The sequence below is a fragment of the Pseudoalteromonas sp. SD03 genome (assembly GCF_040937955.1).
Lineage (GTDB): Bacteria > Pseudomonadota > Gammaproteobacteria > Enterobacterales > Alteromonadaceae > Pseudoalteromonas > Pseudoalteromonas tetraodonis.
The window spans coordinates 2,300,764-2,315,593 of record NZ_CP162514.1 but is presented as its reverse complement, the minus strand read 5'-3'; the positions used below and the strand labels follow the sequence as shown (position 1 = coordinate 2,315,593).

Here is a 14,830-nt window from a genome sequence, read left to right as displayed (position 1 = left end):
AAGGGCTTACTGAGTGTAAAGCAAGAACGCGTTTTGAAATTGATTTTGTTTTAATGTTTCTAGTACTTGTTGCGCATGTTGGGCATCTTTTATTGGCCCTAAGTGCAATCTATAAATAGCGTCTTTTTCAACGATATTTGTCGGTAACTTATACTGTTCTCGCAGTGTACTTGCTAACGCTTCTATGTTGGCTAAGGTACTGCCCGCGGCAACTTGAACGTAGGTTTTTCGTGCATGGGTATCGGCTAGAGTAATGGCTTCTAGCTTAACCTCTGCTGTACCGTACTTATGGTATCCAAGTTTGTATGCAGCGGCATAAGAAAGGTCAATAATTCTATTATCATGAAAGGGGCCACGGTCATTAACACGAACAATAATTGATTTGCCATTAGCCGTATTTGTTACCCGCACAAAACTAGGTAAAGGCAACGTTTTATGGGCTGCGGTCATCGCGAACATGTCGTAAATTTCGCCGTTAGAGGTGTGATACCCATGAAATTTACGGCCATACCACGAAGCAATGCCCGTTTCTGAATAGCCGGTTTCATCGAGCATCGGGGTATAACGTTTGCCAAGCACTTCGTAGGGGCGCGTAGTACTCGCACTTTTAATAACTTGAGTAACAATGGCATCTTGCATTTCTAATTCGGTCGGTGCACGAAGCGGCGCCGCATCATGGCGCATGCTGTAACGACTATTTGAACTGCTGCATGCACTTAAAAAGAGGCTAACGAGAATAATAATTATAAGTTGTTTGTAAAGGCGCATTATTTTAAGAGCATCCTTTTATCTGTGGCAATCGACATAATAATGCCAAATGCAGCCATCAGGGTCACCATCGAGGTACCGCCATAACTAATTAATGGCAACGGTACACCTACAACAGGCAACAAACCCGATACCATGCCAATATTTACAAAAATATAAACAAAAAATGTGAGCGTGAGTGAGCCGGCTAATAGTTTACCAAACGCATCTTGTGCGTTAACCGCAATATACAGTCCACGGCCAATAATAAATAAATATAAACTAAGTAAAACACACACACCAAATAAGCCAAACTCTTCACTCAGTACTGAAAAAATAAAGTCAGTATGTCGTTCAGGTAAAAATTCTAGCTGTGATTGCGTGCCTTGCAGCCAGCCTTTTCCTTCGATACCGCCTGAACCAATGGCAATTTTTGATTGAATAATATGATAGCCAGAACCCAGCGGATCGCTCTCAGGGTCTAAAAAGGTCAGTACTCTTTGCTTTTGATAATCGTGCATACCGTAGTGCCAAAATGGCCATGCTGCCAAAGCAACAACCGAGCTTAAAAAGCCGATTAAACGCCAGCTCAAGCCTGATAAAAACAACACAAATACACCGGAACTGGCAATCAAAATTGAGGTGCCCAAATCAGGTTGCTCTTTAATTAGTAGGGTAGGCAGCATAACAATGGCAAAGCCAATGACTAAATGTAACGGACGCGGCGGCAAATGGTGGCGGCCAATATACCAAGCAACCATCATCGGAACCGCTAGTTTCATTAGCTCTGAGGGTTGAAAGCGAGTAATGCCTAAATCTAACCAGCGTTGAGCTCCCTTAGAACTTACACCAAATAGCAGTACCCCAACCAGCATGAGTAATCCTAGGCAATACATGGGAATAACTAAACGTTTTAAAGTCGCTGGTGGAATTTGAGCAAGTACAAACATACCTATAATGGCGCCAGCCATTCGCGTAATATGGCGAACCATCATGGCAGCGTCTTGCCCTGAGGCGCTGTATACAATAGTGATACTACCGGCCATCATCAACAATAACGCAATAAAAAGTGGCAAATCAATATGCAGTCGCAGCCAAATAGAGCGCTTATCATGTAAAGCTGTCATGGTGCTTTGTCCCCTGAAGATTGGATTGGGTTAGCTGCAAAATAGTAATCCATTAATTGGCGCGCAATGGGCGCACCTACTGAGCTTCCCCCACCGGTATTTTCTACCACAATAGAGACAACAATTTGTGGGTTATTAAACGGGGCAAAACCTATATAAATGGCGTTGTCGCGTTGGCGCTCTTTGAGTGCATCGGCGTCGTAACGCTCGCCCTGAGCAATACTCACCACTTGGGCAGTACCGGTTTTACCTGCAGGGTCATAAGTAGCCCCTTTAAACGCACGATGGGCAGTTCCGGTAGTTTTTTTAACGGTGTTATGCATGGCATCAATAGCGATGCGCCAGTTATCTTCGTTATTGAGTACAACCGGCGGTTTTTCTTCATTATTGAGCTGAGTAATTTGATCTTCTTTTTTAGCAACTTGCACTAAATGAGGAGGGTGATTTATCCCTCTGTTAACTAAAATATTAGTGGCATTCGCTATTTGAATGGGGGTGGCAGTCCAATAACCTTGGCCAATTCCTACAGAAATAGTATCTCCAGGCCACCAAGACTCTTTAAAACGGGCTTCTTTCCATTCTTTTGAGGGTAAAATAGCGGTTGTTTCTTCATGAATATCAATACCGGATAATTCACCAAAGCCAAAGCGAGCCATAAAGTTACTTATTTTTGTGATCCCCATTCGATAGGCTGCGTCATAAAAGTAGGTATCGCATGACTCTTCTATTGCTTTATAAACATCAACATGGCCATGGCCCCAACGTCGCCAATCACGCCATCTATGCTCTACGTTGGGAATTTGAAAAAAGCCCGGATCCCACATGCTGGTGGTTTCTTGCACTATATTTTCTTCTAATGCCAAAATAGCCATGTGTGGTTTAACAGTAGATGCTGGTGCGTAGCGACCTTGAGTCGTGCGATTGATCAGTGGACGATCAGGGTTGAGTAAGGCTTTGTAGTCTTTACTGCTAATACCGTGCACAAATAAATTGGGATCATAACTTGGGTTTGAATACAGTGCTAAAACGCCGCCATCTTTTGCATCCATTACCACAATAGCGCCGCGCATATCTTTAAGTGCATGTTGGGCTATTTGTTGTAAACCAATGTCGAGAGTAAGTACTAAGTCGTCACCCGCTTGCGGTGGATCCATACTTAAAGTGCGGATAATTCGGCCGCGGTTATTAACTTCAACTCGTTGTGAGCCAACCTGGCCATGTAATAACGGCTCGTAGTACTTTTCGATACCCAGCTTACCAATATCATGCGTGGCTCGGTAGTTTGTGGCTTCATCTTGTTGTTCAAGCTTGTTTAACTCTTTTCTATTGAGCTTTGCGACATAGCCTAATGCATGGGTTAAAGTATCGCCAAAGGGGTAATATCTCGCTAGACGCGCCTCAATACTAAAGCCTGGGAACTTATGTTGGTTTACTGAAAACATCGCTACTTCGTTTTCATTTAAACGGGCTTTGAGGACTTGACTTTTAAAACGTCGAGTATGTTTTATATCATCAAGAAAATCAGCTTGTTGTTGCTCGGTTATTTCAATGATTTTGCTGATAGACTTCAAAGAGGCGGTTAAATCATCAACTTCTTCGGGGATCACCTCAAGGTTATAAACGGGCTTATTTTCGGCTAGTAAAACACCATTGCGGTCGTAAATTAAACCGCGATTGGGGGCTATAGGTATAACTTTTATACGGTTATCATTAGAACGAGTTTGATAATCTTGATGATCATCAACCTGGATTTTATACAAGTTAGACAGCAATATTGCTACAAGGACTAATATAAAAATAAAACCCACGAATGCACGCCGAGCAAATAAATTAGCTTCTGCTGAGTGGTCGCGAATGGTGGGTCTTCGTTTTAGCATAGCAAGAAACTACTCGCGATGATAAGGATGGTTGTTATTTAAGCTCCAGCCTCTGTAGAGGCTTTCAGCAACAATAATGCGTACTAAAGGGTGTGGGAGCGTTAAATTTGATAACGACCATTTTTGCTCAGAGGCAGCAATACACTCTGGGGCTAAGCCTTCAGGTCCGCCAATTAATAAACTGACATCGCGACCATCTAGTTGCCACTTTTCCATGTTTTTCGCTAGTTGATGAGTATCCAGTGCTTTACCGGTTACTTCTAGTGTGACAATACGATTGCCTTTAGGTATGGCGGCTAAGGTTTTTTCACCTTCAATGTGCAAAATACGCTTTATATCGGCATTTTTTCCACGTTTACCAGCAGGGATCTCAATGAGTTCCAATGCCATATCTTTGGGAAAGCGGCGTTGATACTCTGCAAAACCTGTCTCTACCCATGCTGGCATTTTTGTACCAACAGCAATCATTTGTATTTTCACTACGTTACTTCCGAGCGTTGTCTAAAATAGGGAGCAATTAGCCCCAAAGCTTTTCTAGATCGTAATAGCTACGTGCTTGATCTTGCATAACGTGAACAATCACATCACCTAAATCAACGAGTGCCCATTCACCATCGCTTTGGCCTTCATACCCTAATGGCTCTTCACCAGCGTGGCGAGCTTCTTTTGCTAAGTTATCAGCAATTGACAATACATGACGTCTTGATGTGCCTGAACATACAATCATGTAATCGGTTACGTCTGAGCTGCCAGTTACGTCAAGTTGAATCACATCACGTGCTTTCATATCGTCAATTTTGTCTAGTGCAAAAGCGAGTAGTTGTTTCGAATCCAAGGTTTTGTCTCAATTTAAAATTTAATAGCGGTTATTTTAACACGCTGAGGGGTTTATACCAATCACTCTTGATAAAGCTGGTGCTGCTTAATATAGTGACTCACGGCGTCGGGTAATAGTTCACTCTTTTTAGTACTTTTTTTAAGGGCTTGACGGATTTCGCTGGATGCGGCATCCAGCTGTTCTCCTTCTAAAAAGTAAAGGTGTCCGGCATTTGTTTTTTGCAGCAAGGCAATATCAGTGGTAACAGCGTTATGTTGATAGCATTTAAGTTCACCCTGTGTATCACAAATTTGGCCAGGGCGTTGATACACCACCAGATGACAAAGGCGAGTTATTGTTTGCCATTGATACCATTTATCGAAATTGTTGAATGAGTCCATGCCAATTAAAAATAAAATAGGGGTACCGGGGTTTTCTGCTCTTAGCTCTTGCAAACTTAATAAAGAATACGACGGGCCGCTGCGTTGCAGTTCTCGTAAATCAAGCTTGAACTGCGCATAAGGTGTAATTGCGGCTTTAAGCATTGCTATACGATGCTCGGTGCTGATCCCCGGTGCCGCTTTGTGCGCAGGTATTGCACAGGGCATAAAATAGAGTGAGTGTAATTTAAAGGTCGCAACGCATTGCTGCGCCATATTAAGGTGTCCCAAATGAACGGGATCAAAAGTACCACCAAAAATTGCAATCATGTATTTCCCTTTACTGACGGTTACTATGGCAGGGAAGTGGAATATCGAGCGGTTGGCAGAACTTAATGCAAATATGCGCCAATGCTTGGTAAGGGGCAATCAATGCACCTTGCTTGTAACTTGCATCAAACAATGCCAGTTCACTGCTAATATTCTCTAGGGTATGAATGTTTAGCCTGTTAATGGCTGTTTGTACTGGCGCTTGTTGATTTTTCCAAATAGCTTTTTGTTTAAATAAGGTTGCTAATGACTCACCTTGCAATAATCCCTGCTGCACACTCAATAATGTACTAAGGTCTTTATTGATAGCCCATAAGATACTCACAACCTCAGTGTTATCACTGGCAAGTTTGTTAAGTACTTTTATAGCCTGAGCGGTGTGGCCGTTTAAAAGCGCATCACTTAAATCAAAAATATCAAACTTAGCTTGGTTTAGTAGTCCTTGCATCACCAGCTGTTGCGTGATCAGAGCGTCACCGTGTATTAATGCTAGTTTTTCAAGCTCTTGGTAACACGCAAGTAAGTTGCCTTCAGTGGCATTAATTAAACTGAGTTTGGCCTCGTTTTGAATATTTAGTGACAAGCGTTGGCACTGCTCATCAAGCCAACGCTTTAAGTGATTTCCGCTAAGTGGGTAACAGGGTACAAATAACCCATGCTTATCAAGTGCTTTAAACCACGCGCCGCGCTGAACATCTTGACTGGCCTTAGCGCCTTTTACGATTAAGATCGTATCAGGGTTTTCAAGCTCTACTATTTTTTTAAAGGTGTTTGCGCCGGGTGTTCCCGGTTTTTGCTGGTTTAAATCAAGCTCAATAATAGTGCGCGCGCTAAACAACGACATACTTTGGTATTGCGCGATTATTTCTTGCCAATCAAAGCCCTGAGCTAAAGTGAATTTAATTACTTCATCAAATCCTTGTGCCTTTGCCGTGTCGCGAATGAGCTGTACACATTGCGCTTCTTGAAAAGGCTCTTCGCCAAAAACCAAATAAAAAGGTTTTAAGCCTTTTTTTAATTCACTCGATAGCTGATTTGCATAACAACGCATTATAGTTGCGACAACTCTCTAACAATACGACGACTCGCTTGTTGGCGAATTTCGCTAATTAGCAGCTCAAGCTCTTTTGCTTTTGCTAGTGCATTATCTGGATCGTCTTGGTAGTTACGGTATAACTCAAAGCGTTTTTCGATGGCTTTTTGTTTCGGGCGTTTTACTACATAACTTACGCTGTATGCCAGTTCGTACTCAGCTACTTGTCCGTTTTGGAACAACGATAAGGTTTGACGCTCTAGTTGTTCTTTAAATAAATAAAGCTGCGCTGATTGTTTACTTGCAGGCACTAAAGTGACATCGCTCATAGCCAGTTCGCTTTGCAAATAGCTAAATAAAGCAGATTTTTGATCATCCCCCACAAGCGTTAGCTGTTTTAAATCATCGGGTAGGCTAGAGGCTTTTTTAAGATGAAAGCCACAGCTCGATAACAAAAAACAGACTAGCACTAAGGCTAGTCCGTTTTTAATGGCGTTTAAAGCAGCCATATTAGTTAGCTACCACGTTAAGTAATTTACCTGGTACATAAATAACTTTTCGTATCGTTGCACCATCAGTAAATTTAGTCACGTTAGACTCGGCAAATGCCAAAGCTTCTACTTGCTCTTGCGTAGCATCAGCTGCCACTGTTAGTTTTGCACGCAGCTTACCATTTACTTGTACGATGATTAGTTTTTCATCTTCAACAAGAGCAGATTCGTCAACTTTTGGCCATGCCGCATCTAAAATATCACCTTCTTTACCTAGGTCTTGCCATAATTGATGCGATAAATGCGGTGTAATAGGTGCCAGCATAATTATTAATGCTTCCAGTGCCTCGTTAGCAATGGCAACATCTTGTGTGTCACTTAATGGCGCTTTTAATAGCTTGTTAGAAAGCTCCATAATTGCGGCAATAGCGGTGTTAAAGGTTTGACGACGTTCTACATCATCGCTCACTTTTGCGATTGCTTTGTGTAGCTCACGACGTAGTACTTTTTGTGGGTTAGTAAGCGCCGATTTATCAAGTGCTTGGTAACCTACTGTTTTAACATCTACTGCGTATTTCCACACACGCTTTAAGAAACGGTGTGCGCCTTCAACGCCTGAATCTGACCATTCAAGTGTTTGCTCTGGTGGTGCAGTAAACATCATAAATAAACGTACTGTATCTGCACCGTATTGGGCAATAACTTCTTGTGGGTCTATACCGTTGTTTTTCGACTTAGACATTTTGCTCATGCCTGATGAGAATACCGGTTCACCATCATCTTTATGCCATGCTTTAGTTACGCGACCTTTGTCGTCGGTTTCGGTGTTTACATCACTTGGTGAAATCCAAATGTCGCCACCTTTTTCATCTTTACGATAAAATGTTTCAGCAAGTACCATACCTTGACAAAGTAAGCGGTCGAATGGTTCATCTGAATTAACTAAACCAAAGTCACGTAATAATTTGTGGAAAAAGCGCGAATATAATAAGTGCAATATAGCGTGCTCAATACCACCAATGTATTGGTTTACTGGTAACCAGTAGTTAGCGGCTGCAGGGTCTAACATACCCTCGTCATGGCGTGGGCTACAGTAGCGAGCGTAATACCACGATGATTCCATAAAGGTATCAAAAGTATCTGTTTCGTGAGTAGCGGGTACACCGTTTACAGTTGTTTTAGCCCAATTCGGATCGGCTTTAATTGGTGAGGTAACGCCATTCATTACCACATCTTCTGGTAAACGCACCGGTAGCATATCTTCAGTGGCAGCAAGTTCGTTGCCGTTTTCATCACTCAGCATTGGAATTGGCGAACCCCAATAACGTTGACGGCTAACACCCCAATCGCGAAGACGGAAGTTTACTTTACGCTCACCTACACCTAATGCTTCTAATTTGTCGGCAACAGCGTTAAAGGCGTTTTCAAAATCAAGGCCATCAAATTCATCTGAGTTAACCAGTACGCCTTTTTCGGTGAATGCTTCTTTGCTTAGGTTTACTTCAAGCTCTGAACCTCCAGCAGGGGCAATAACTTGTTTAATATCGAGGCCGTAAGCGGTGGCAAATTCAAAGTCACGTTGGTCGTGCGCTGGTACTGCCATTACCGCGCCTGAGCCGTAATGCATTAATACAAAGTTAGCAACCCAAATAGGTAGTTGCTCGCCCGTTAATGGATGCGTGGCGTAAAAGCCTGTTGCAATACCTTTTTTCTCCATGGTTGCCATGTCTGCTTCAGCAACTTTGGTGTTTTTGCATTCTTCAACAAACATTGCAATCGCGTCGCTATTTTTAGCCGCTTCTTGTGCAATAGGGTGGCCACCGGCAACAGCTAGGTATGTCACGCCCATAAATGTATCTGGGCGTGTTGTGTATACGCTAAATTTTTCGTTGTTATCGGTACGCGTAAATTCTATGTCTAAGCCTTCAGAACGACCAATCCAGTTGCGCTGCATGGTTTTAACTTGTTCAGGCCAGTCTTCTAATTTGTCTAAATCGTCTAATAGTTCTTGTGCGTAGTCGGTAATTTTAATAAACCACTGTGGAATTTCTTTTTGTTCCACTACCGCACCTGAACGCCAACCGCGGCCGTCAATTACTTGCTCGTTAGCTAGTACAGTTTGATCGACCGGATCCCAGTTAACCGTTGACATTTTTTTGTACACTAGGCCTTTTTCGTAAAGCTTAGTGAAAAACCATTGTTCCCATTTGTAATATTCTGGGTGGCAAGTCGCAATTTCGCGATCCCAGTCGTAGCCAAACCCTAATTGCTTAAGCTGGTTACGCATGTAATCAATATTTTCGTAAGTCCACTTTGCAGGGGCTGTTTTATTTTTAATAGCCGCGTTTTCTGCAGGTAAACCAAACGCATCCCAACCCATAGGTTGCATTACGTTTTTGCCTTGCAAGCGCTGAAAGCGAGAAACCACGTCACCAATGGTGTAGTTACGCACATGACCCATATGCAGTCGACCACTTGGGTAAGGAAACATTGAGAGGCAGTAGTACTTTTCTTTGCTCTCGTCTTCTGTGACTTTAAATACTTGGTTTTCTTCCCAGTAGCGTTGGACTTTTGACTCTATGTCTTGTGGGTTATATTGCTCTTGCATTTACGTTTCCAAACTTCTTGCATACTAATAAAAAATTGTCGATAGGATACCCCAAATAAAGCGTTATTCACAGCGCCAAAGCGGCGCTTTTTATAAATTTGCCGCTAAATTAGTTTTCAGTGCAGGTTAACCTATACTTATCTATGTTAGGAGTCAGTTTTAACTTAGCGTTTGTTAATCTTTTTAGTTAAGTTTACACGCAAGTATTTGAGGTTTAAGCTAGGGTCTGTTGATCTTTGTGGATTACAATTTGTTCAAACTAGGGGCGATTTAATCGCGACGCGAGGTTTGTAACCTAGTGGGCTAAGTAAAAACCGAGCAACAAAGAGTAAATCACCCCTAGGCAGAACCCTTCGGGCAGCGCCTGTTTGGCATTGATGCTGCGTTATCGCCTATTTATGGGGAATAACCACACCACATAGGCTCTGCCTTGCCTAAATACCAAACAGACTGCTGCAAATTTAACCTTGAAAGGTCAACAGACCCTAAACAAAGCCTGTATGGTGTTGTTTTTATCAACAGCTAATAGCGCCGTATAAATATCAGTCCCCTCACAATTTTGAAGGAGTAAAAAATGGCAGATTACAGAGCATGGCTAAGCGATTTAACCGATTGGTTAAAAGATGTAAAAGAGCATGAAGTTAAAGCAGCAGTAAAGCGATTTATTGAATCCGAGCAGGCACTTAAAGATTTAGGTGAAGAAAAATATTATCTTTATCGTAATTACCTAATGCGTGACATTTCTCATCTACAAGAAAATAACAACTACTATAATTCGCTTGCATGGCAGGAGCTTAAAGAGTCATTGTGGTTTGAGCTTTCTCATATTGAAGACAAAACACAGCTTGAATGGCAGTCATTAAGTGAAGATTTTAAGCATAATGGTGTTTATCACGCAGGTGAATGGATAGCCATGGGCACATTAGTATGTAAGAATTGCAACCATAGTTACGATGTTTATCATGCAACGCAAATTATTCCGTGTACACAGTGTGATGGCATCTATTTTAGCCGCCAGGCTTTACAACCTTAAATATGAATATTGAGTGGCTTATATAGCCACTCAATACGTCCAAAACCTAGCGAATATGCTGGTAAAAAAAGAAGTTAGAATGACGAAAAAATTGCTGCCACTACCCGTATCAAATCTTGCACCGAGTATTTCATCGAGCCATGTAAACACTTGCATGAGTAATCCATACCCTGAGCAACTTACCTTTATAGGCCAACAACGTGCGCAAAGTGCATTGGACTTTTCTTTAGGAATGGACCTACCGGGTTACAATGTTTACGTGATGGGAGAGGCGGCACACGGGCGTTTTACTTTAGTAAAAGACAAATTAAAACAACACGCTAAAGAGCGCACAACACCGCATGAATGGTTATATGTTAATAACTACGACGATCACCGTGAGCCTATTGCGTTATTTATGCATGCAGGGCAAAGCAAACAACTAGCCGATGATATTGACTCATTTATTGATGAAGTACTCGACACTTTTCCTGCTGCATTTGATAACCCAGCCTATCAGCGCAAGAAAAAATCGATAGATCGTGAATTTAACGATGCTTACGACGGCGCAATTACCGCAGTAGAAATAGCAGCACTTGAACAAAGTGTGGCACTAATTGAAGAAAAAGGTGTAGTCGGCTTTGCACCGCTGATTGATGGTAAACAACTTACCGATAATGAGTTTTCTGATCTTGAAGATGACTTACGCGAGATGTTTTTTGAGCGTATAGAAAAATTAGAAGATGCCCTCATTGAGGCGCTTATTGAGTTACCGCGCTGGAAACGCGAGTCGAAAGAAAAGCTCCGCAACCTTAAAAAGTCTACTGCTGAGCAAGCCACTAAACCGTTATTAAAAGATTTAGAACATAAATATGCCAGCCATATTGGTGTACTGCGTTATTTAAAAGATATACGTGTAGAAATTATTGATGCCGTCCTTGAATGGCTTGATGATGAAGGTGAAAGCGAAGAAAACAAAGAAGACTTTGATCGTAAAGGCATGCTTACCGACTTTTTTGCGCCTAATATTTTGGTCGAATATAAAGAAGGCGATGCGGCACCGGTTGTTTACGAGCCGAACCCCACTTTTGGTAATATTTTTGGCAAAATTGAATATGCCACATCGCAAGGGTCGTTAATTACCAGCTATCGATCAATTCAACCAGGTGCATTGCACCGCGCGAATGGCGGCTATTTAATTATGGATGCTGAAAAAGTAATGGCTCAACCCCAAGTGTGGGATGGGCTAAAGCTGTCGCTAAAAACGCATCAAATAAAAAATGACTTACCTTATCAAGACAGTGTAGTTGGCAGTAGCTTTACGCTTCGCCCGCAGTTAATACCGCTTGATGTGAAAATTATTTTACTCGGCTCACGTGAACTTTATTACACCATCGGTGAATACGACGAAGAATTTGCCGAGTTATTTAGAGTACTTGCCGATTTTGATTATTACTTACCAAGCAGCGATAAGCTGCAGTATCAGTTTATTACTAAAGTCAGTGATTACTGCGAGCAAACATTAAAGTGCACGTTAAACGAATCAGCAATGGTGCGATTGCTTAAGTTTAGTTATCGCCAAGCTGAGCACCATAATAAACTCTCAGCCCGTTTTGCTGATGTACTAGAGCTTGTGGCTGAGGCTAGTTTTTACGCTAAGCAAGATAAGCTGACGGTGATTGATGCTCGCCATATTGACGAAGCGATTGAAGGCAAACAATACCGTACAGGGCAAATTAGTGAAAATATGCTCAGCGATATAAAAGAAGGCCACACCTTAATTGCGACCGACGGGCAAGCCGTAGGTAAAGTAAACGGTTTAACGGTACTGCACATTGGTGATACTTCGTTTGGTACACCTGCACGCATTACCGCCACTGTTTATGCGGGTGCTGATGGCGTTATTGATGTGGAACGCGAAGCTGAGCTGGGTAAAGCAATTCACTCAAAAGGGGTAATGTTGCTTACCGGTTATTTAGGTAACAAATATGCGCAACACTTTAGCTTAACACTCAGTGCGAATATAGCCATTGAACAAAGCTATGGCTACATAGATGGTGATAGCGCCTCATTAGCTGAACTTTGTGCGCTAATATCGGCGATCACCAGTTTACCAATAAGCCAATCTATTGCACTAACCGGCTCTATTAATCAGCATGGTGATGTGCAAGCAATCGGTGGCGTAAATGAAAAAATAGAAGGCTTCTTTAAGCTATGTAAAATGCGTGGTTTAACGGGCGAGCAAGGCGTTATCATTCCAAAATCAAACCAAGTTAACTTAGTACTTGATGATGAAATACTGAATGCGGTTGAACTGGGTAAATTTAATATTTTCGCCGTTGAAACAGTTGACCAAGCGCTAAACTTACTAATGGATATTGACGCGGGTGACATGATTGATGAGCAGTACCCAGTAGATTCAGTGAATGGCATTGCATTAGCACGATTAAAAGATATTGCTGATATTGTTAACGGCGATAACAGCGACGATAAAGACGACTCAGAAGATGAAAAAGGGGAGTTATGATCAATATTATTTTACTGATTGCTATCGCTATTTTTTGCGTTTTGATTTTTAAAAACAGTAAAAAAGCCAAGCAGCAAGCAATCGCTAATGCGCAAATTGAAAGTGATTACTTAATTGCCAATGCAAAGGTAGAAGGCGTTCAAGAAACCGCGTCTGGCTTGCAATATAAAATAATCCATAAAGGGGATAGCGAAAATACACCTAGCTCAACGAGTATGGTGAAAGTGCATTATCACGGCACTTTAATCGACAGCACTGTATTTGACAGCTCAGTAGAGCGTAAAACGCCGATTATCTTTGGCTTAAACCAAGTTATTAAAGGTTGGACCGAAGGCCTACAACTGATGAGTCCGGGCGATAAATTTCAGTTTTATATACCGCATCAGCTCGCCTATGGTGAAAAGCGAGTAGGCAGCATCCCGCCTGCATCATTGCTTATTTTTGAGGTGGAATTACTGGCTATAGAGTCGTAATTTTAAAGTAAAAAACACTTTAAGCCCTACTTTAATCAAGTCGGGCTTTTTTATTTGCTCTTATTAGCCAATCCTACTCAAGAATTTAAATCGTCAGTCGATACCTAAAATAGTGACAAATTCATTTTAGGGATAAAATAATGAAGATTTCAACCGCCTCAATCCAATATCAAGCATCTAATTACAACAACCAGCCTTTAATAGAATCAGAACAGCAACGCATTGATGATAAATCAGAGGAAGAACCTGACTATGTTTTATCAGAGTTTTTAGATGCTAAGGTTCAAAAATACAGCGAAGATAACGCAACATTTGCTGAGCAATATCAAAATTTAGAAAAGGCATATAAATATTTCACCCAGCAAGTAGTTGCATTGCAAGAACAAGTAAATAAGCTTAAGCAGGGTACGGTACAACGGAGTTTAACCATAGATAATAGCCAATATGGGCCAGCTGAAGACGATAGTCGCTTAACTATGGATGCTGAGCATATGGGAGCTAAAAAGTATAAAACCGAGCAACAACAAGAAGAGATAAATAGATTGGAGCTGCAACTTAGTGAGGTAAAGTCACAGCAGGCAGCAATAAAACAACAAATTATTGAGCTAGTAATCAACGAAATGAAAAGGCGAGGCGACGACTTTACTATTTAACCAAAGTCTAACTGTATTAGTTCAGGTTATTTAACCTTGTAATGTACGCAGAAAAGTTAGTTTTTAAACTCAATTTTTTCAACCTCAAGCCTAAATTCTCCCGCCTGTTTACCTGCAATCATAAACCCAAGCTGCCTTACATCTTTAAAGTTAATTGTAGGTTGTTGTTCAAGTAAGCGGCCGCGATAAGTAAGCTGAAAATCCTCAGGTAAAAACTCAATATTAAGCCACTCGCTCTTTGTGGTACTAAACGAGCGGGTATAAGCCGCACCATCCATGTACTCATTGGTTCTTAAACGTAATTGATAGGTTTGACCATCGCCCTTAACACGTAGCATAATTTTAGTGATGTCTTGGCTTTGTACATCCAATAGCGTTCGAATAGAAGCAAACCCGCCATTGTTTGCAAGCGATACATTGCCTGTAAACACTAAATTGTCGTTTTCATACAAAACCTGACTATTAGAAATGCCACCCATCACCGAATCATTCACTACATACCAGCGAGCATTGGCGTTTGCCTCGGTTGTGGCAAACAGTAAGTGAAAAACGAAAAGTGATGAGAGTTGTTTGGTTGTCATAAGCTCTTCCTCGTAGCTTTTATATTTAATACGATACGATAGATTAATTGTTCACTCTTTTAAGAATTAATCTATTACTAGCGGCTATTTTCAATGTGAACTCTCGTTATCCATTTTATTCGCTTGAGCAAAAATTAAAAAGCGCGTAATTTAATCGCGTTACCTATTTTAATA

Annotated in this window: 14 protein-coding genes; 4 read left to right on the top strand and 10 right to left on the bottom strand. The window is 41.5% G+C overall.

Going from position 1 to position 14,830, the window contains the following annotated elements:
• Positions 1-6: 6 nt before the first annotated feature.
• From ABZP26_RS10845 to leuS, 9 genes are all read right to left on the bottom strand, one after another.
• On the bottom strand, positions 7-768 hold the full coding sequence (locus ABZP26_RS10845) for a septal ring lytic transglycosylase RlpA family protein (RefSeq protein WP_028834084.1): 762 nt from the start codon (positions 766-768) through the stop codon (positions 7-9).
• On the bottom strand, positions 768-1,874 hold the full coding sequence (rodA, locus tag ABZP26_RS10840; protein WP_016898947.1) for a rod shape-determining protein RodA: 1,107 nt from the start codon (positions 1,872-1,874) through the stop codon (positions 768-770). Before rodA ends, ABZP26_RS10845 begins: the two co-directional genes overlap by 1 nt.
• Positions 1,871-3,751 carry a penicillin-binding protein 2 gene (gene mrdA / locus ABZP26_RS10835; protein WP_028834085.1) on the bottom strand — a complete coding sequence of 627 codons (1,881 nt, stop codon included), beginning with the start codon at positions 3,749-3,751 and terminating at the stop codon, positions 1,871-1,873. Before mrdA ends, rodA begins: the two co-directional genes overlap by 4 nt.
• Positions 3,752-3,760: 9 nt before the next feature.
• Complete coding sequence (rlmH, locus tag ABZP26_RS10830; RefSeq protein WP_002958522.1) at positions 3,761-4,231, bottom strand: 23S rRNA (pseudouridine(1915)-N(3))-methyltransferase RlmH; 471 nt, start codon at positions 4,229-4,231, stop codon at positions 3,761-3,763.
• Between the two features lie 37 nt (positions 4,232-4,268).
• Positions 4,269-4,586 (bottom strand): ribosome silencing factor, encoded by a 318-nt coding sequence (rsfS, locus tag ABZP26_RS10825; RefSeq protein ID WP_013465348.1) that lies wholly within the window; start codon positions 4,584-4,586, stop codon positions 4,269-4,271.
• Between the two features lie 62 nt (positions 4,587-4,648).
• Positions 4,649-5,278, bottom strand: coding sequence for a nicotinate-nucleotide adenylyltransferase (nadD, locus tag ABZP26_RS10820; RefSeq protein WP_036953911.1), 630 nt, complete (start codon positions 5,276-5,278; stop codon positions 4,649-4,651).
• Positions 5,279-5,288: 10 nt separating this feature from the next.
• Positions 5,289-6,329 carry a DNA polymerase III subunit delta gene (holA, locus tag ABZP26_RS10815; protein ID WP_036953914.1) on the bottom strand — a complete coding sequence of 347 codons (1,041 nt, stop codon included), beginning with the start codon at positions 6,327-6,329 and terminating at the stop codon, positions 5,289-5,291.
• Positions 6,329-6,820 (bottom strand): LPS assembly lipoprotein LptE, encoded by a 492-nt coding sequence (gene lptE, locus ABZP26_RS10810; protein WP_016898943.1) that lies wholly within the window; start codon positions 6,818-6,820, stop codon positions 6,329-6,331. Before lptE ends, holA begins: the two co-directional genes overlap by 1 nt.
• Position 6,821: 1 nt before the next feature.
• Positions 6,822-9,410, bottom strand: coding sequence for a leucine--tRNA ligase (gene leuS, locus ABZP26_RS10805; RefSeq protein WP_036953917.1), 2,589 nt, complete (start codon positions 9,408-9,410; stop codon positions 6,822-6,824).
• A 574-nt stretch (positions 9,411-9,984) separates the two neighbouring features.
• Here leuS and ABZP26_RS10800 point away from each other — a divergent pair.
• The 4 genes from ABZP26_RS10800 (at position 9,985) to ABZP26_RS10785 (ending at position 14,075) form a co-directional block, all read left to right on the top strand.
• Positions 9,985-10,443 carry a hypothetical protein gene (locus ABZP26_RS10800; RefSeq protein ID WP_016898941.1) on the top strand — a complete coding sequence of 153 codons (459 nt, stop codon included), beginning with the start codon at positions 9,985-9,987 and terminating at the stop codon, positions 10,441-10,443.
• 79 nt (positions 10,444-10,522) lie between these two features.
• A complete protein-coding gene (locus ABZP26_RS10795) occupies positions 10,523-12,949 on the top strand; it encodes a Lon protease family protein (protein ID WP_235190255.1) in 2,427 nt (808 codons plus the stop codon).
• Entirely contained in the window at positions 12,946-13,422 is a 477-nt protein-coding gene (locus ABZP26_RS10790) for an FKBP-type peptidyl-prolyl cis-trans isomerase (RefSeq protein WP_036953924.1), read from the top strand. The genes ABZP26_RS10795 and ABZP26_RS10790 overlap by 4 nt, the downstream gene beginning before the upstream one ends.
• A 140-nt stretch (positions 13,423-13,562) precedes the next feature.
• The gene (locus tag ABZP26_RS10785) at positions 13,563-14,075 is read left to right on the top strand and encodes a hypothetical protein (protein WP_036953927.1); all 513 of its coding nucleotides are present in this window, start codon (positions 13,563-13,565) and stop codon (positions 14,073-14,075) included.
• Between the two features lie 56 nt (positions 14,076-14,131).
• Here the strand turns inward: ABZP26_RS10785 and ABZP26_RS10780 are convergent, their stop codons facing one another.
• Entirely contained in the window at positions 14,132-14,656 is a 525-nt protein-coding gene (locus tag ABZP26_RS10780) for a CIA30 family protein (RefSeq protein WP_036953930.1), read from the bottom strand.
• Between the last annotated feature and the right edge of the window lie 174 nt (positions 14,657-14,830).

Excerpts from the sequence above, each read along its gene's own strand:
- ABZP26_RS10845 (WP_028834084.1), bottom strand. The coding sequence starts at position 768 with ATGCGCCTTTACAAACAACTTATAATTATTATTCTCGTTAGCCTCTTT.
- rodA (WP_016898947.1), bottom strand. The coding sequence starts at position 1,874 with ATGACAGCTTTACATGATAAGCGCTCTATTTGGCTGCGACTGCATATT.
- mrdA (WP_028834085.1), bottom strand. The coding sequence starts at position 3,751 with ATGCTAAAACGAAGACCCACCATTCGCGACCACTCAGCAGAAGCTAAT.
- nadD (WP_036953911.1), bottom strand. The coding sequence starts at position 5,278 with ATGATTGCAATTTTTGGTGGTACTTTTGATCCCGTTCATTTGGGACAC.
- holA (WP_036953914.1), bottom strand. The coding sequence starts at position 6,329 with ATGCGTTGTTATGCAAATCAGCTATCGAGTGAATTAAAAAAAGGCTTA.
- lptE (WP_016898943.1), bottom strand. The coding sequence starts at position 6,820 with ATGGCTGCTTTAAACGCCATTAAAAACGGACTAGCCTTAGTGCTAGTC.
- leuS (WP_036953917.1), bottom strand. The coding sequence starts at position 9,410 with ATGCAAGAGCAATATAACCCACAAGACATAGAGTCAAAAGTCCAACGC.
- ABZP26_RS10800 (WP_016898941.1), top strand. The coding sequence starts at position 9,985 with ATGGCAGATTACAGAGCATGGCTAAGCGATTTAACCGATTGGTTAAAA.
- ABZP26_RS10795 (WP_235190255.1), top strand. The coding sequence starts at position 10,523 with ATGACGAAAAAATTGCTGCCACTACCCGTATCAAATCTTGCACCGAGT.
- ABZP26_RS10790 (WP_036953924.1), top strand. The coding sequence starts at position 12,946 with ATGATCAATATTATTTTACTGATTGCTATCGCTATTTTTTGCGTTTTG.
- ABZP26_RS10785 (WP_036953927.1), top strand. The coding sequence starts at position 13,563 with ATGAAGATTTCAACCGCCTCAATCCAATATCAAGCATCTAATTACAAC.
- ABZP26_RS10780 (WP_036953930.1), bottom strand. The coding sequence starts at position 14,656 with ATGACAACCAAACAACTCTCATCACTTTTCGTTTTTCACTTACTGTTT.